The 15,952-nt window shown below is 69.7% G+C and carries 15 protein-coding genes; 3 read left to right on the plus strand and 12 right to left on the minus strand.

Annotated features, from left to right (window positions below):
* Positions 1–16: 16 nt before the first annotated feature.
* Positions 17–502, minus strand: a complete 486-nt coding sequence (locus tag COA17_RS00990) for a hemerythrin domain-containing protein (RefSeq protein WP_066487252.1) — start codon at positions 500–502, stop codon at positions 17–19.
* Positions 503–566: 64 nt separating this feature from the next.
* Complete coding sequence (locus tag COA17_RS00995) at positions 567–1,820, minus strand: putative DNA modification/repair radical SAM protein (protein ID WP_096609593.1); 1,254 nt, start codon at positions 1,818–1,820, stop codon at positions 567–569.
* Between the two features lie 65 nt (positions 1,821–1,885).
* On the opposite strand from COA17_RS00995, the gene COA17_RS01000 reads away from it, so the two are divergent.
* On the plus strand, positions 1,886–3,187 hold the full coding sequence (locus COA17_RS01000) for a hypothetical protein (protein ID WP_245857330.1): 1,302 nt from the start codon (positions 1,886–1,888) through the stop codon (positions 3,185–3,187).
* Here COA17_RS01000 and COA17_RS01005 read toward each other — a convergent pair.
* From COA17_RS01005 to COA17_RS01030, 6 genes are all read right to left on the minus strand, one after another.
* Positions 3,076–4,194, minus strand: coding sequence for a glycosyltransferase (locus COA17_RS01005; RefSeq protein WP_096609595.1), 1,119 nt, complete (start codon positions 4,192–4,194; stop codon positions 3,076–3,078). The genes COA17_RS01000 and COA17_RS01005 overlap by 112 nt on opposite strands.
* Positions 4,191–5,591 (minus strand): O-antigen ligase family protein, encoded by a 1,401-nt coding sequence (locus COA17_RS01010; RefSeq protein WP_096609597.1) that lies wholly within the window; start codon positions 5,589–5,591, stop codon positions 4,191–4,193. Before COA17_RS01010 ends, COA17_RS01005 begins: the two co-directional genes overlap by 4 nt.
* Positions 5,588–7,651 (minus strand): acyltransferase family protein, encoded by a 2,064-nt coding sequence (locus COA17_RS01015; protein ID WP_096609599.1) that lies wholly within the window; start codon positions 7,649–7,651, stop codon positions 5,588–5,590. The genes COA17_RS01010 and COA17_RS01015 overlap by 4 nt, the downstream gene beginning before the upstream one ends.
* Entirely contained in the window at positions 7,648–8,736 is a 1,089-nt protein-coding gene (locus tag COA17_RS01020) for a glycosyltransferase family 4 protein (RefSeq protein WP_070321403.1), read from the minus strand. Before COA17_RS01020 ends, COA17_RS01015 begins: the two co-directional genes overlap by 4 nt.
* 97 nt (positions 8,737–8,833) lie before the next feature.
* On the minus strand, positions 8,834–10,213 hold the full coding sequence (locus COA17_RS01025; protein WP_176484750.1) for an O-antigen ligase family protein: 1,380 nt from the start codon (positions 10,211–10,213) through the stop codon (positions 8,834–8,836).
* 69 nt (positions 10,214–10,282) lie between these two features.
* Positions 10,283–11,326, minus strand: coding sequence for a glycosyltransferase (locus tag COA17_RS01030; RefSeq protein WP_096609605.1), 1,044 nt, complete (start codon positions 11,324–11,326; stop codon positions 10,283–10,285).
* A 92-nt stretch (positions 11,327–11,418) separates the two neighbouring features.
* Between COA17_RS01030 and COA17_RS01035 the strand changes: the two genes are divergently transcribed.
* Positions 11,419–12,165 carry a heparin lyase I family protein gene (locus tag COA17_RS01035; protein ID WP_096609606.1) on the plus strand — a complete coding sequence of 249 codons (747 nt, stop codon included), beginning with the start codon at positions 11,419–11,421 and terminating at the stop codon, positions 12,163–12,165.
* Positions 12,162–13,361, plus strand: a complete 1,200-nt coding sequence (locus tag COA17_RS01040) for a glycosyltransferase family 4 protein (protein ID WP_096609608.1) — start codon at positions 12,162–12,164, stop codon at positions 13,359–13,361. Before COA17_RS01035 ends, COA17_RS01040 begins: the two co-directional genes overlap by 4 nt.
* Here COA17_RS01040 and COA17_RS01045 read toward each other — a convergent pair.
* Genes COA17_RS01045 through COA17_RS01060 form a run of 4 tightly spaced genes read right to left on the minus strand, consistent with a single transcriptional unit; the run spans position 13,333 to position 15,776 of the window.
* The gene (locus COA17_RS01045; protein WP_096609610.1) at positions 13,333–14,289 is read right to left on the minus strand and encodes a glycosyltransferase family 2 protein; all 957 of its coding nucleotides are present in this window, start codon (positions 14,287–14,289) and stop codon (positions 13,333–13,335) included. The two genes, COA17_RS01040 and COA17_RS01045, sit on opposite strands and share 29 nt — an antisense overlap.
* A complete protein-coding gene (locus COA17_RS01050; protein ID WP_197418500.1) occupies positions 14,273–14,761 on the minus strand; it encodes a glycosyltransferase family protein in 489 nt (162 codons plus the stop codon). The genes COA17_RS01045 and COA17_RS01050 overlap by 17 nt, the downstream gene beginning before the upstream one ends.
* Positions 14,758–15,234, minus strand: coding sequence for a glycosyltransferase (locus COA17_RS01055; protein WP_066486241.1), 477 nt, complete (start codon positions 15,232–15,234; stop codon positions 14,758–14,760). The genes COA17_RS01050 and COA17_RS01055 overlap by 4 nt, the downstream gene beginning before the upstream one ends.
* The gene (locus COA17_RS01060; RefSeq protein ID WP_245857331.1) at positions 15,231–15,776 is read right to left on the minus strand and encodes a UDP-N-acetylglucosamine transferase subunit ALG14; all 546 of its coding nucleotides are present in this window, start codon (positions 15,774–15,776) and stop codon (positions 15,231–15,233) included. Before COA17_RS01060 ends, COA17_RS01055 begins: the two co-directional genes overlap by 4 nt.
* Positions 15,777–15,952 lie beyond the last annotated feature (176 nt).

The raw sequence follows: 15,952 nt of genomic DNA on the forward strand, positions 1-15,952 counted from the left end.
GGACCGGCCCGCGCGATCAGTCGCGCTCGTCGCCGCCCGGGGGATTGGCCTTGGCGAGTTCCAGTTCCTTGGGCTTGCGCTCCTCATAGGTGTCGGCCAGCCGCTCCTCGGTATCCGCGTCGAGCTCCTTCTCGGCGGCGGGGAACATTTCCTCCTCTTCCTCATCGATATGATGTTCGTAGCGGTGGCGCATGTGGAAGAATTTGGATTCCCATTCGTCCGACGCGAAATCCTCGTCCATCATCTCGCCCAGCAGGTCGTCGACCTCCTTGTGCTCGGCGACGGAATGGCGCGCGTCGTCGCGCAATTCGGGGTTGCCGAGCATTTCGGCGTAGAGCGATTCCTCCTCGGCCGCAGCGTGGCTCTGCACCTCCAGCCGGAACGCCTCGAACAGCTTTTTGCGCTTGGCGGTGTCGCCCTTCAGTTCGGCCAGCTCCTTCAGCATCTTGCGCTGCTTGTCATGATCGCGCTTCAGATCGGCGTAGATCGCGGGGGTAGCCATCGGTCGTTCTCCTTCGCCCGCGACAGCGCGCGAGGCGGCAGGTCGTTTCACCCGCGAGCGATTCTCACGCCGCGAACAGTTCGAGCTGGCGGGTAGCCGCCTTGGGCGCGACCAGTGCCGATATGTCCCCGCGATCGGCGAGCAGCACCGGACGCCAGTCGTCGGTGACGATGAACGGCCGCACCTTCGCCACCGACACGGTCAGCCGCGCGATATCGTCGAGCCGCAGCCGCCGCCAACGCCGCGCCGACAGGATGCGCGCCACCGCCTTCGTCCCCAGGCCCGGGATCCGCCACAACAATTCGCGCGGGGCGCGATTGACGTCGACGGGGAAGCGATCGCGGAACTTGAGCGCCCAGGCGAGCTTCGGGTCGATGTCGAGCGGCAGCATCCCCGTCGTCGCATCGGTGGCCGCGACGACCTCCTGCGGCTGGAATCCGTAAAAGCGCATCAGCCAGTCCGACTGGTAGAGGCGATGTTCGCGCATCAGCGGCGGGCGTTGGAGCGGCAGGACGGTCGAGGCATCGGGGATCGGGCTGAACGCCGAATAATAGACGCGCCGCAGCCCGAAGCGATCGTAGAGCGTCGAGGCGCGCGCCACGATATCGCCGTCGGTCGCCGCGTCCGCACCGACGATCATCTGTGTTGACTGTCCCGCCGGTGCGAAGCGCGGGGCGGAGCGATAGCGTTGGCGCGCATCGCCGGTATCGATGATCGCGCGCTTCATGTCGCGCATCGCGCCCTCGATCCGCTCGCCGTCCTTCTCCGGGGCCAATCGCTTCAGCCCGCCGGCGGTCGGCAGCTCGACGTTGATCGACACGCGATCGGCGTGCAGCCCCGCGAGGCGGACCAATTCGGGATCGGCATCGGGGATCGTCTTCAGGTGAATATAGCCGCGGAACTGATGATCCTCGCGCAGCGACCGCGCGACCTCGACAATCTGCTCCATCGTGTAATCGGGCGACCGGATGATCCCCGAGGACAGAAACAGCCCCTCGATATAATTGCGGCGGTAGAAGGAGAGGGTGAGGTTCACCACCTCCTGCGCGGAGAAGCGGGCGCGGCGGACGTTCGAGCTTTTGCGATTGATGCAGTAATGGCAGTCGAAGATGCAGCTGTTGGTCAGCAGGATCTTGAGCAGCGAGATGCACCGACCATCGGGGGCATAGGCGTGGCAGATGCCCATCCCCTCGGTCGAGCCGAGGCCCTTGCCGTCCTTCGACGTGCGCTTGGCAGTGCCCGACGACGCGCAGGACGCATCGTATTTGGCCGCATCGGCGAGGATTTCCAGTTTCTGCCGGACGTCGAGCTGCGCCATGTGTTCGATATATGTTCCGGAGGTCCGCTTGTCGAGGGCGGATCCACCTGCCATGGATCAACCCCGTGCGCGGGATCGTGAATCGTCTGGGGCCGAACGGGCCGTATCTGGCGCTGGCGCTGACGTGCCTGCTTGGCTGGGGGTTCAAGGCGCATTGCGGCGCGGGCTGGATCGGTGCCGAGCAATATACCACCGGTTGCTACAGCGATGCGGTGCCGTTCTGGGGACTGCGCGGGGTAGCGGCGGGGCAAATGCCCTATTTCGAGGCGCGGATGGAATATCCGGTGCTGACCGGCGCCCTGATTTGGATCGAGGGGCTGGTCGCGCGCGTCATCGGCGGCGCGCGCGCCGATGCGGCGACGTTCCTGGGTGTAGTGACGCTGGGCAACGCGATCCTGGCGTTCGTGATCCTGGAGATGATGCGCGGCGCGGGGGCCGGGCTGGCGCGCCAATATGCCTGGGCGCTGGCGCCGCCGCTGGTGCTGTACCTGGGGCATAACTGGGATCTGCTGGCGGGGACGTTCGCGGTCGCGGCGATGCTGGCGGCGGCGCGGGGAGCCCTAGTGCGCGCGACCGCGCTGGCTGCATTGGGCGGCGCGGCAAAGCTGTTCCCGATCCTGATGCTGCCGCTGCTGGGGCTGGGCGCACTGTTCGCGTCCGATCGGACATGGCGCGCGCGGATCGTGGCGGGGGCGGTGCTGGTGGCGGTCGCGATGGCGGCATGGGGCGCGGTCAACCTGCCCGTCGCCGCGCTGGCGTTCCAGAACTGGCGCGAATTCTACGCCTTTTCCAGCGAGCGTGCGGGCACGGCGGCGAGCGTGTGGGAATTGATGACGCAGTTCGGCTGGTGGGTCACCGATATCCCGACGCGCAACCTGTGGTCGTTCGTGCTGTTTGTCGGCGGCGCCACGACGATCGTCGCGGCGGGCTGGCGGCAGCACGGGAAGCACCCGTGGCTGCTGTTCACCCCCGTGCTGGCGTGGTTCCTTTTGACCAACAAGGTCTATTCCCCGCAGTTCGACCTGTGGCTGTGGCCGCTGCTGGTGCTGACGGGGACGCGCGCGCGGCCGATGGCGCTGTTCCTGCTGGGCGATGTGGCCGCCTATTTTGCCGAATTCTGGATGTTCGCCGGGATGGAGGGCGCGTCGCCGTCGGCGACGCAGGGCGATATCCTCGCGGCGGCGATCGTGCGCGGAGTGGCGATGCTGTGGCTGATCCACGCAGCGGTGCGTGACCCGGCGCCGCGCTGGCTGGCTCAGCGGCGGTCGGGTGCGTCCAGCGCAGTTCCACCTGTGGCACCGGGCAGCGCGGCGACGGTGGCGTCCAGCGCCGCCTCCAGCGCGCCGGCAGCGCGCGACCAGGCGTAATCGTCGCGCACCGGCGCGGCGACGTCGGCACGGTCGCGGCGCAGCGTCGGCACGTCGAGCGATTGCAGCCACGCCGCGGCTTCCTCGACCGGGGTCGCGGCGCTGACCACATGGCCGCGATAGGTTTCGACCATGTCGCGCGCGCCCGCCAGTTCCATGACCAGCGGCACGGTGCTGCACGCCATCGCCTCCAGCACGATCAGCGGATAGGAATCGATCTTCGACAAATGGATCAGCACGTCGGAGCGGCCGAGCAGGTCGAGCAATTCCTCCTCCGGGATGCGGCCCAGCACCTTGACGCGATTCTCCAGCCCGCGTTCGGCGATCAGCGCGTGGAGCCGCGCCATCGTCTCGGCATCCGCGCCGCCGGTGATCCGCGCATCGAACGCGACGCCGCGGTCGCGCAGCAGCGCGCAGACCTCCACGACCAGGAACGTGCCCTTGCCCTCCGACAGGCGGCTCGAGTGGATCAGTTGCAGGCGGTCGGGCATCGTATCGCCGGCGGCCGGCACGCTCGACAGCACCGATTGCGGCAGGAAGTTCCGGATCAGCGAGCGCGGCAGCGCGGGGGGCAGTGCGATCTCCAGTTCCTGCGTGCGGGAAATCAGCGCCAGCCGCTGCGCGCGCGCCAGCGCCCATTGGCTCAGCCGGCGCAGCAGCGGATGCGATTGCGAGCGCCAGTTCGATCCCAGATGCGGCGTCACCATCACCCGCCGCCCCATCGCCCGCGCCAGCAGCACGAAGCCGAGATCGGGCAGGTTCACATATTGCACCCACACCAGATCGGGGCGCCCGCGCCGGCAATGCGCCACCAGCCGCCCCAGCTGCCGCAGGTAACGGCGCAGCGTTGCGCGCGACAGATAGGCGCTGTCGGCGGCGATGCGCTCGACCGTCCAGCGATCGGTATGCGCCGCCAGCGCGGCGGTGCCGCGATCGCAGAACGCCTCCACCCCGCCGGGATGGTCGCTGGATCCGCCGACGATGAGCAGCCGGTGTCGCGCGCTCATGCCTGTTCCACCCCGAAGGTGCGCGGCTTGCGCGGCGCATCGGCGGCGAAGGCCGGACGCGCGGGCGTGCGGCGCAGCGGCGCGCGCGTCACCGACCAGATCAGCGCGATCGTCAGCATCAGCATCACCTGCAGGATGGTGTCGCGGTCCATCAGGCTGGATTCGGTGCCGTTGTGCGCGATGCAGAACACCATCACCGCCAGCAGCATCGCGCCGCGCTGCCCCGATGCCGCCTCGCTGCCCAGCAGCCGCACCAGCGGCCACACCACCACCAGCGCCACGACCAGGATCAGCCCCGGAATGCCGATCGTCGCGGCCAGATCGAGGAAGCCGTTATGCCCCTCCGTCACGGTGATCACCCAGCCGCGCGCATATTGGAAGATCGGGCTGGCGCTACCGATGTTCCAGAACGATCCGAACCCCGATCCCAGCGGGTTGTCGATCGTATAGCGGATCAGCGCATCCCAGATCAGCGTGCGCCCGGTGAAGGCGGTGCGATCGTCGAGCACGGAGGAGAAGGGCGCGTTGTAGATATTGATGTAGATCGAGCCGATCAGAAGGGCGACGATGATCGTGCCGATCAGGAACAGCCGGTAGCGCGCATGGTAGAAGGTGAACAGCGCACCCAGCACCGCCGCGCCCGCGCACACGCCCAGCGAGGTGCGCGACGTCGTCATCACCAGGAAGCCGACGGCCAGCGCGACCGCCCCGATCTGCAGCCAGCGCGGCATTCGCCCGCGATCGAACGCGAACATCAGCACCGCGAAGGCGCAGATCGCACCGGCGGTATTCTTGTGCATGAAGATGCCGCGCCAGTCGCCGATCAGCTTCTTGTCATACACCTCGTCCGCCTGATGGATGCCCAGTTCGGGATAGGCGAAGACGACGATATAGCTGAGCACCAGCGATACCAGCAGCACCCAGCGCGTGAGGTTGACCGTCCGCTCGTAACCCAGCCACCGCACCGCCGCGAACACCGACCAGATCACCATCGCGGTCAGCAAAAGCCGGCGGAACCCCACGCCGGGCGCGATCGACCAGGCGATGCTGAGCAGGCACCACGCCAGCGCCAGCGCGATCGGCAACGGGACGGTCAGCAGACGTCGCCAGTCGTGCAGCGGGCGCAGCGCTACCATCGTCAGCACGGTGATCGCGACATAGCCCGCTTGCCGTTGCCAATTGCCCGCCCCCGTCAGGTCGGCGCCGGTGATCGTCATCATCGGCCCCAGCATGGTCAGCGCCAGCATCGCGACGAAGGTCGCCGCCAGCAAGCCGAGCCGCACCGGCGCGCCCCCCGGCCGGGGGGCGGGACCGGCCCTGCCGCCGGGGGCGGTGGCGGGGGTGGGGGCGGTGCGGGGACCGGAGCCGGTGAAGGTGCGCCGCGGCCTGTCGTTCATGGATGTTCCTTCCTGCCGTCGTCGTCACGCGCGGGGCGGGGTGTTCGTTCGGTTGAGCGGGGGGCGTCTGGTCCGGCAGCGGCGGCCCATGCGGAAAGCCGCTGCGCCAGCGTTGTTCCGGGCAGAAGCGCGGCCCGCGCGCCCGATGCGGTCAGATGCTGGTCGTCGGCGTAGAACAGCCGCCCGCCATCGGCGAAGCGGCAGCCGCGCGGATCGCACAAAGCGCGCGCCGGGTCCACCAGCTGCCGTCCGGGCGCCGCGCCGATCCGCGCGATCGCGGCGCGCGCATCGTCGGTGCGTGGATGGGCGCGTGCGTCGTCGGGGCCGGCGGTGTGCCCGGTCGCCACGCCGATCAGCCAGCGCCGCACCGGCAGCGCCGCGCCGATCACGCGGGCATAAGGATTGATCGCGAACCCCGGCGCATCCTGAATCAGGACGACATGCCGGCCCTGCACCTCCAGCGCGGCGATCGTCGCCGCCAGCGTATCGGTGACGGAGCGGCGGCGGCCCTGTGCGTCGATCACCTCCGCGCCGTTCGACCAATAGCCGGCCAGTGCGATCACGCGCACCTGCGGATGCGCGGCGATCCAGCGGAACACCGCTGCCTGATAGGCCATGCATTCGCCGCGGTGGCGCACGCGCCCGGGCAGCTCGCGCGCCGCATCGACGAGCGGCAGGCACGAGGATTTGGTCATCTGCCCGAACGTCAGCCCGGCACCGCGCGCCGCATCGGCGATCGCGGGGGCGATCGCATCGGCATGGCTGTCACCGATCAGCAGCAGGCCCGGCCGGTCCGTATGCGCCAGCGCGCCGGTGCACGCCGCCCCGCCGACCGGCGCGGTCGCGCCATAAGGGGCAAGGCAGGCGCCATGTCGCGCCGCGACCGCCTCCAGCGCGCCCGCGCGCGCGATCGCGGGCAGGCGCGCGGGCCACCCCTCCAGCCGGTACAGCGCCGCCGCCACGCCGCTCAGCAGCAGCAGCACCGCGAGGTAGCGCAGCAGCACCTGTCGTTCGGGCAGGACGCGGTGACGCAGCGGCTGTTCGACGAACCGCCACGACAGCGTCGCCAGCAGCACGGTGATCGCGATCAGCCACAGCGGGGAGACGGGCGCCGCGCCGTCGCCCGCGACCCGCGCGACATAGATGACCGGCCAGTGCCACAGGTACAGCGAATAGGAGATGCGCCCGACGAACACGACCGGGCGCGACGACAGCAGCCAGCGGTTGGCGCGACTGCCGCCCGCCGCGATCTGCAGCGTCGCGCCCAGCACGGGCAGCGCGGCGAACCAGCCGGGAAAGGCGATGGCCGGCTGATAGGCGACCAGCGCCAATGCCAGCAGCGCCACGCCGCCCCAGCCCGCCGCCTCGCGCAGCGCGGGCGACGACGGCCCGCCGCGCATCTGCGCCAGCGCCAGGATCGCGCCAAGCCCCAGTTCCCAAGCGCGCGTCGGCAGCAGGTAGAACGCCGCCTGCGGATCGATGCGGATCAGCAGCAGCGACCCGGCGAACGACAGCGCCGACAGGAACGCGACCACCGCGATCACCTGCCCCCGGCACCAGCGGATCGCCGCCAGCATGACGAACGGGAACAAGAGGTAGAATTGCTCCTCCACGCCCAGCGACCAGGTCATCAGCAGCGGGCTGCGTTCCGCCGCCGGCGCGAAATAATCGCCGCCGGTGTAGAACAGCAGGTTCGACAGCCCCCACAGCGCGGGCACCGTTTCCTTGGCCAGTTCGCGCAGCTCCGCCGGGGTCAGCGCGACCAACCCGAACAGCAGGAACAGCGCGATCATCGCGATCAGCGCCGGCAGGATGCGGCGGACGCGGCGCACGTAGAAGCCGGCGAAGCGGAACATGCCGGCCCCGGCCTCGCGCGCGATCTGCCCGCCGATCAGATAGCCGGAGATGACGAAGAAGATGTCCACGCCCGTGAAGCCGCCCGGCAGCCCCGGGATGCCGAGGTGGAACAGCACGACCGATGCGACCGCAACCGCGCGCAGCCCGTCGATGTCGGGGCGATAGGCGATGGCGGCGCGGCTGTGGTCGCGCGCGTCGGTCAATCCGCGGCTCCGGCCAACTCGCGATAGAGCGCGGCGAAGCGATCGGCGGTCCCGTCGATCGCGAAATGCGCCGCGAACCGCGCGCGTCCCGCCGCGCCCATCCGCCTGCGCAGTGCGGCGTCGGGCAGCAGCCGCGCCAGCGCCTCCGCCAGCCGGTCCGCGTTCGCCGGGGGCACCAGCAGCGCGGTATCGCCATCAACGACCTGTTCGGGGATCGCGCCCACGGTCGTCGCCACCACCGGCAACGCGGCGGCCATCGCCTCCAGGATCGCGATCGGCTGATTTTCCGCGCGCGAAGGCAGGACGAACAGGTCCGCGGTGCGCATCAGTGCGCGCACCGCATCCTCGTCCACCCAGCCGGGAAAGGCGATGCGATCGGCGATGCCATAGGCGGTGGCGGCGGCGCGCGCGGCGTCGATGTCGCCATTGCCGGCGATCGTCGCGCGCCACGCGATGCCGCGCGCCGCCTGCTGCGCCAGCGCCGCCAGCAGCACGTCGACGCCCTTTCGTTCCCCCACCAGCCCGACGAACAGCAGGTGCGGCGGGGCGGTCCCGTCCGCGGTGGGGCGCGCGTCGGCGACGGGCGGGGCGGGGACGCCGTTGCCGATCACCACCACCCGCGCGGCGGGGACGCCCAGTTCGTCGCGGACGAATCCGGCCCAGCGATCGCTGAGCGCCACGACGCGCGCCGCCGAAGCGAAAAAGCGGGCGATCCTGGCGCGGCGGGCAGGGGATTGCGCGGCGAAGAAGTCGTCGTAGCCGCTGCCGTGGAGGTGCAGGATGACCGGAACGCCCAGTCGCTGAGCGACGGCGGCGAACAGCGACTTGCGCGTGGTCGATCCGCGCGGCGCGACGTTGATATGGGCGACCCGGATCCGGCGCCGCGCCGCATCCCAGGCGAAGGCCGCCAGTGCGGGCGGGACGGTCAGGTGGCGGGCGATGCCGTGTTCGCGCCAGCGTGCGCGATAGACGCGGGGTTCGATATCGGGCGCGCGCTGCGCCAGCGCGGTGACGAGATATCCGACGATGCGGCCGATCCCGCCCTTCGACTCCAGGCCGTCGGACAGGATGATACCGACTGGCACCGGGGATGTCATCGAACGCCCTCTTACTCGGTTCGCCAACGGGCGACCGGCAGCGCATCTAGCCGGACTTATTGTTGTGGCGCAACAACCTGCGCGATCACGGCCGCGTCGGTGCACCGCGACGGGACGACCCGCGCCATGCCGAACGGAACCGCCGCCAGGCCTGGCGCAGGCGATAGCGCAGCCCGAAATCGCCGAACAGGACGCGGTGCGCGCCGAACCAGATCGCGATCTCGCGTCCCGGCCGCCGCATCGGGCGCAGCAGCATCCCCATCGTGATCGACAGCAGCACGCCGTTGGCGCCGGTCCAGATATCGGGCGTCAGCCACGCGGTCAGCCCGACGACCATGCCGCTGAGGAACAGGGTCTCCTGCTCCGGCCGGCTCATGAACTGCGGCCGTTCCACCCCGACCACGACGATCATCGCCTGAACGCAATAGACGATCAGCCCGGTCAGCCCGAACGTATACCATATGCCGATCACCCCCAGGTCGGACCAGAAGACGCCCGGTTCGCCGATGAACGCCTGCTGCGCCTTCGCGCTGGGCGCGATGCCGATGCCGGTGATGAAATGATCGGTGATGATGCGGGTGATGACGCGATAGGCACGCGCCCGCGCCGCGCCGGACGAATCGTCCGAGAACGCCGCGAAGGGGTTCCACGACGGCACCGCCACCCCCAGGATCAGCACCAGCAGCGACGCGAGCACGACCAGCGCGAGCGCGATCCGCTGCCCCCGCCGCGTGATGCGCAGCGCGTACAGCGTCGCGATCAGGAACAGGATCGCGGTATAGGCGCGCGACTGCGCCATGAACACCGCCGCCGCCGGGATCGCCGCCAGCGTCAGCCAGCGCAGGTAGCGGCGCGTTTCGCGCGCCTGCGTCAGCGCGTAGAACAGTGCGAAGGTGGAGAACATCGTCGCCAGGAACACGCGCGGCGACCGGACCCCGTCGCCGGGCAGCACGCGCACCACCGGCGCCATCGGCGCGGCGTCCGCCGGTCCCTTCAGCGCGAACGACGCCTCGCGCGCGCGTTCCCAGGCGCTGACGAAATAACCGTTGCCGGCGACATAGATCAGGCAATAGGCCAGCGCGGCGACGAACAATATCCCCATCAGCCGGTTCAGCCGCAGCGCCGGATTGGCGAACAGGGGGAAGGCGAACATCGGCGCATAGGACAGGATGACGTTGTAATTGGTCGGATAGCCGGTCAGGTCAGAGAAGACCTGGCATTGCCAGAACACCAGCAGCGCCATCATCATCGCCCACCATAGCGCCGACCACGCCCCCTGGAACGCGACCAGCAACCATCCGGCCGCCACCGATGCGGCGGTGACGCCCCCCGCCATCACGGTCATCCGGTTGCCGCCCAGCGCGGCCAGCGTCGACTGGAACAGCAGTTGCGACAGCACGAACGCACTGGCGGCGGCCAGCGCGATCCAGCCCGACAGCCTTCTGGTGATCGGCATCCGCGTCATCGGCGATGCCCTTAGCACAAACGCCGGTCGTCGCCCGGCCATGATGTGGCGCATCTGTGCCGAAAGCGACTACAGCGCGCGTCGCGCGGCCCAGGCGCCGCGCAGCATCGCGGCGGCACGCGCCCAGCGCCGTCCGGCCACCTCGCGCAGCGCCGCGCGGGCGATCAGCATGAGGACGAGCGGGATCAGCTGCGGATGATGCCGCGCCAGGAAACGCAGCCGGCTACGGGTCATCCAGAAAGTGGACGACGGCGAGGCGAAGCCGTGGTCGTTCGATCCGGTCGATGCCCCGACATCATGGAACACCAGCGCACGCGCCGCAAGGCCGGGCCGATAGCGTCCGTCGCGCGCCATGCGCGTCGCCCAGTCCATCTCCTCCCAGTACAGGAAATGATCCTCGGTCATCAGCCCGACGCGGTCGATCATCGCGCGGCGCGCCAGCACCGCGGCGCCGTTGACGTAGTTGAGCCGCGCCTCGATCGCGGCGGTATCGATCGCGGTATCGGCGGGCCAGTTCTCGCCGATCTGCTCGCACCGGCCGCGATCGGCCAGGAAGTGCCCGCCGCCGACCGACTGGATACGCCCGCCGCCGGCCTCGCCGCGATAGCGCACCACCGCGCCGCACAGCCCGATCGAGGAATCCTCCTCCATTCGCGCGACCAGGTGGCGCAGCGCCTGCGCATCGACCTGCGTATCGTTGTTGAGCACCCACAGATAGGCGATCGCCGGATCGCGCAGCGCCAGCGCCAGCCCGACATTGTTGCCATAGGCATAGCCGCCGTTGCGCCCCGTCGCGACCAGCCACAGCCGCCGCGGCCCATGCGCCGCTGGCAGCGGCGGCAGCGCGCCGTCAGGATCGTCGACCCGTGCGAAACGCCAACCGTCGCCGCCGCGCGCGGCCAATTCGGCGGTGATCGCCGCCTCCAGCCGGTCGATCGACCCGTCGCCCGAGTCATTGTCACAGACGAAAACGTCGACCGGCGGATAGTCCTGATCCAGGACGCTGCGCAGGCAGGTCATCGTATCGTCGGGACGCCGCCAGTTGAGGATCACCACGGCCACGCGCGGTTCGTCCGTCCCGTTCGCGGGGGCGATCGCGTGGGGCATCGGCATGCCCCCTCCCTAGGATCGCGGGTTGAGGCGGGCAAGCGGTTACCGTAGACTCCGCAGTGCCTTGACGGCGGTGTTACATTCAGGAGACGGCGATGTCCGCTTATCATGTCCCGGCACGGGCGCTGGCGCTGTTCGCCTGCGCGATGCCGGCGCTGGCGGGCTGTACGTCGCCCGTTGCCGACAAGGGTCCCGGCGCGCAGGCGAGCGCCGGGCCGAAGATGAACCCGCAGAACGGCGGCGCGCGCTGGGCCTTTCGCCAGACCGGCGACATCACGCGGTTCGAGGTGCACGCCGGCGATCGCTGGAGCGGCGACGGCACGCAGCCCAAGGAACGCTCCGAAGCCTATGCCTCCGGCAAATTGTCGCTGACGCAGCCCAACGACGTGCGCTTCGACATGATGATCGAGCCGGGGCCGCCCAGCACCGCGCCATGGCTGACGCTGGTGCAGCTGCAATCAACCTTCGACCCGGGCGAGGCGGGGCACAGCCCACCGTTTGCGATCGAACTGCGCGACGAGAAGATGCGCATCGGCAGCCGGTTCGACCCGGCGGTCATCAGCAAGGGCAACGACGCCCCCTATGAGCTGCACTACGTCGATACCGCGCCGATCCAGCGCGGTCGCTGGTATGCGATGCGCATCCAGGTGAAATTCGATCCGATGGGCGCCGGCTGGCTGAAGGTGTGGCGCGACGGCAAGCAGATCGTCGATTACGCCGGGGCGATCGGGTTCAACGACGTCGTCGGTCCGTATTTCAAGGCCGGCATCTATCGCGCGAGCGCGCGTGAGCCGATGGCGGTGCGGTTCCGCGGCATCAGGATCGGCACGCTGCCGCAATGACGGCCGCGACCGGGGCGGCTGCGCCGTCGTCGCTGTGCGTGTTCACGCGATCGTGGCGATCGTCGGGCGCGGGACTGTTCGCGCAGAGCCTGGTCGACGGGCTGCTGGCCGAGGGCGCGCAGGTAACGTTCGTCTGCCCGCCGGTCGAGAATGCGCGCTTCGAACGCCCGCGCCCCGGCCTGCGCCGCATCCGTCCGCCGCGCGAGCGCACCGGACGCGCATCGCGCCCCGCGAAGATCGTCGCGTCGCTGGCGCGGATGATCGGCGGGGCGATCGGCGTGCTGCGCGCCCGCGCGACCTGTCGCGAGGTGATTGTGACGATCCCGGATCCGCTGCTGTTCGCGGTGCCGATGCTGGCGCTGTTGCGGCTGACCGGCGCGCGGATCCTGTTTGTGGCGCACGATCCCCTGCCGCACGCCTGGGCCCTGCCGGCACGCTGGCGGCGGTGGGAGATCGCGGCGCACGGCGCCTGCTACCGGCTGGCGAGCGCGGTGGTGGTGTTGAGCGAGCCGTCGCGCGAACGGTTGCTGGCGGCGTTCCCGACACTGCGCGTGCCAGTATCGGTGATCGACCATGGCGTGTTCCTGATGGGCGATCCGGTGCCGGTGCCGGGATCGGGGATGCTGCTCGCCTTCGGCACGGTGCGGTCGAACAAGGGCGTGCTCGCCGCGATCGAGGGGACCGCGATGGCGACGCGCGACGGGCAGTCGGTCCGGCTCGTGATCGCGGGCGGCCCGCATCGCGACGAGGCGGACTATGTCGCGCGCTGCCGTGCCGCGGCGCAGGCGGCGGGCGATGCGGTCGACCTGCGGCTGGGTTATGTCGAGGATGCGGTGCTGGAGCGGTTGATCGCGGAGTGCGACGCACTGCTGATGCCCTATGACGATTTCCATTCGCAAAGCGGGGTCGCGATCCTGGCGGCGTCGAACGCGCGGCCGATCATCGCGACGCGTGCCGGCGGGATCGCGACGCTGATCGACGAGGGGATGCCCGCGGTGGTGCTGCCGCGCCCGGCGGGCGCGGGCGACGTGGCTGAGGGGATTGCGGCGTTCATGGCCACCCCGGCGGCGGTGTGGCGGGCGCGTGCGGACGATTACCGTGCGGTGATGATGGAACGGCGGTCGTGGCCGGCGATCGCGCGCCGGTATATCGCGCTGGCGCAGCAGGTCAGCCACGCGGCCAGCCTGCCGGGGTGAACGGTCCGGCGGCGCCCCCGCCGCTGCGCAGTCGCCGCCGCACGCCGTGCGGAACCGCGGCGATCAGCGCGAAGGCGAACAGCTGCCGCGCGGTCGGGCGGCCGTGGCGCACCGCGGTGCCCAGCAGCCGCCCCGCCGCGCGCACCCGCGCCCAGCCGCGTGGCGGAATGCTCTGGGACGCGACGGTCAGGCAGAAGCCGCTCAGCGCGCGCGGGGTCAGCAGCCCCCGCGTGTCCCGCGCCCAGCCGATCGAGCCTTCCCATGAATAGATCTGGCCGGTGAAATAGGTGACCAGCACGTCCGGCACGGTCGCCAGACGATAGCCGTGAGTACGCAGCGCGCGGATCGCGAATTCCCATTCCTCATGCTGCGCCGATCCGAAGCCGAGCGTATCGAACAGCGCGCGGGGCACCATCAGCGACGACGTCTGTAACATCGCCTCCCCGCCGCCCAGCCAGGTGCGACGGTCGAACAGCCATTCGTCGATCGCCTGCTTGCCGTCATAGGGGCGGGTGGGTTTCACCAGCCGCCCCTCCGGCGACACCACTTCCGACAAAGCGGTGACGATCGTGCGATCGTCCGCGAGCGCGACCTGCCGCGCGAGCTTTTCCGGGTGCCACAGGTCGTCGTCGTCCAGGAAGGCGACGAAGCGCCCCCGCGCCGCGCGCGCGCCCAGGTCGCGCGCAGGCCCTGGCCCGCCGCGCACCGGATTCACGACCAGCCGGACGCGTGGGTCGGCGTGGCCCGCGACCAGCGCCGCGGTGTCGGTGTCGCCCTGCTCGCCGGCGACGATCACCTCCAGCGGCGCATGCGTCTGCGCCAGCGCGCTGACGATCGCGCGGGCCAGCGCGTCGGGGCGGCGATAGGTGGCGATGACGACACTGACGCGGGTATCGGCAGCGGAGCCGACGTCAGAAGACGCTGCCATGATATTCGACCTCGCCCTCCACGGCCAGATGGCGCCATTGCGTGAAGACGCGGTGGGCAAGCCGCCGCGCCAGCCGTCCGCTGCCCGACAGCCGTTCGGCGTTGGCCATGCTGTCCACCCACAGCCCGCGCGCACCCACCAGCCGCCCGACCACCATGCAGATCAGCCCCGGTGCCGCGCCAGTCGATACCACTACGTCGGGGCGTACCTTGGCGATGATCCGCATCGCCGACCACGCGCAGCGCAGCGAACGCAGCGGGTGGTGGCGATTGGTGTCGTCGATCGCATAGCAGGGCGACAGGCCTTCGCGCTGCGCCAGCCGCACGTCGTTGGTAACGTAGGTGACGTCCATCCCCTCGAAAGCGCCACGCAGCAGCAGCATCTGTTCCCAATGGCCGCCGATCGACGCCACGGCCAGCACGCGCCGTCGCCGCGGCACATGGCCTTCCACCGGGCGCGCCGCGTCGGTCACCGGTCGTTTTCGATGAAGTCGCGGATCGCGCGCTGCAGGCGGTCGCGGGCCGGGTGCTCGTTCTCTGTCAGCGGCGGGTCGAGCGGGCGCTTCATCAGCGCGACCAGCTCCTCGGCCACACGCGCCACGTACATGCCGGACCGGCCCTCCAGCGCGGCGACCGTGGCCATCTGGTGATCGTTGCGATGTTCGCCCAGCGCGGCGCGGCGCGGGAACAGGATCACCGGCTTGCGGAACTTCTGCGCCATCACCACGGTGCCGATGCCCGCGTGCGACACGATCAACTCGGTCCGGGCGATCAGTTCGTCGAACTTCAGCGGGTCGATCAGTGCCGCATATTCCATGTTGCGCGGCTGGTACGAGCCGCGTCCCACCTGCGCGAAGACCGTCCGCCCGAGGGACGGGGCAGCTTCGTCGACGATGCGGATGAAGCGGTCGAACGGCAGCTGGGTGCCGACCGTCACCAGGATCATAGCAACGCTCCGTGGAAGGCCGGGGAATCGTCCTGGGCCAGATGTTCCCACTGCGTCACGGACAATGCCGCGAACCGACCCGCGAACGTTCCGCTCATCGACAGACGCTCCGAATTGGCGATGCTGTCCACCCAGATGGTGCGCGCACCGAACAGGCGCCCGATCAGGCCGCAGGTCAACCCGGGAAGGGCACCGGTCGTCACGACATAATGGGGACGGATGGAACGGATGACGTTCCAGCACGTCCACGCACAGGCAATCGTTCGCAGCGGGCGGTGGCGGTTGGCATCAGGCAGGACATGCACCTTCGTAAGTCGTTCGCGCTCGGCAAAGCCCTCCAGCGTCGTCGCATAATGGACGTCGAAGCCCTCGAACGCTGGGCGAAGGAGCATCAGCTCCTCCCAATGCCCACCGGCGGAGGCAACGGCGAGCAGCCGGATGGAGTGGGACGGCCGTTTCGATGGACGCCGATCCGCGGCCTCCTCGCGATTCATCGATGCCGTCGGGGCGGCGTCCGGTCGGTGGTCCGCTAACTTCGTCAAGACCCCTCCCACGCGCACGCTCCACCTTGTCGATATCCGCCGCAATCGACAAGACGTATAGTGCCTTCAACACGTTAAACCGACCTTACGAAGCACAAAGGACACACATTAAAGAGGCGACTTGCGGCGGAAGCGCCGACTTATGTGTCCCGTAATACGGCTCATCATTCCCCGCT

It is taken from the genome of Sphingomonas ginsenosidimutans (assembly GCF_002374835.1).
Taxonomy (GTDB): domain Bacteria; phylum Pseudomonadota; class Alphaproteobacteria; order Sphingomonadales; family Sphingomonadaceae; genus Sphingomonas; species Sphingomonas ginsenosidimutans.

Coding starts and splice junctions, on each gene's coding strand:
- COA17_RS00990 (WP_066487252.1), bottom strand. CDS start 502: ATGGCTACCCCCGCGATCTACGCCGATCTGAAGCGCGATCATGACAAG.
- COA17_RS00995 (WP_096609593.1), bottom strand. CDS start 1,820: ATGGCGCAGCTCGACGTCCGGCAGAAACTGGAAATCCTCGCCGATGCG.
- COA17_RS01005 (WP_096609595.1), bottom strand. CDS start 4,194: ATGAGCGCGCGACACCGGCTGCTCATCGTCGGCGGATCCAGCGACCAT.
- COA17_RS01010 (WP_096609597.1), bottom strand. CDS start 5,591: ATGAACGACAGGCCGCGGCGCACCTTCACCGGCTCCGGTCCCCGCACC.
- COA17_RS01025 (WP_176484750.1), bottom strand. CDS start 10,213: ATGACGCGGATGCCGATCACCAGAAGGCTGTCGGGCTGGATCGCGCTG.
- COA17_RS01030 (WP_096609605.1), bottom strand. CDS start 11,326: ATGCCGATGCCCCACGCGATCGCCCCCGCGAACGGGACGGACGAACCG.
- COA17_RS01035 (WP_096609606.1), top strand. CDS start 11,419: ATGTCCGCTTATCATGTCCCGGCACGGGCGCTGGCGCTGTTCGCCTGC.
- COA17_RS01040 (WP_096609608.1), top strand. CDS start 12,162: ATGACGGCCGCGACCGGGGCGGCTGCGCCGTCGTCGCTGTGCGTGTTC.
- COA17_RS01045 (WP_096609610.1), bottom strand. CDS start 14,289: ATGGCAGCGTCTTCTGACGTCGGCTCCGCTGCCGATACCCGCGTCAGT.
- COA17_RS01055 (WP_066486241.1), bottom strand. CDS start 15,234: ATGATCCTGGTGACGGTCGGCACCCAGCTGCCGTTCGACCGCTTCATC.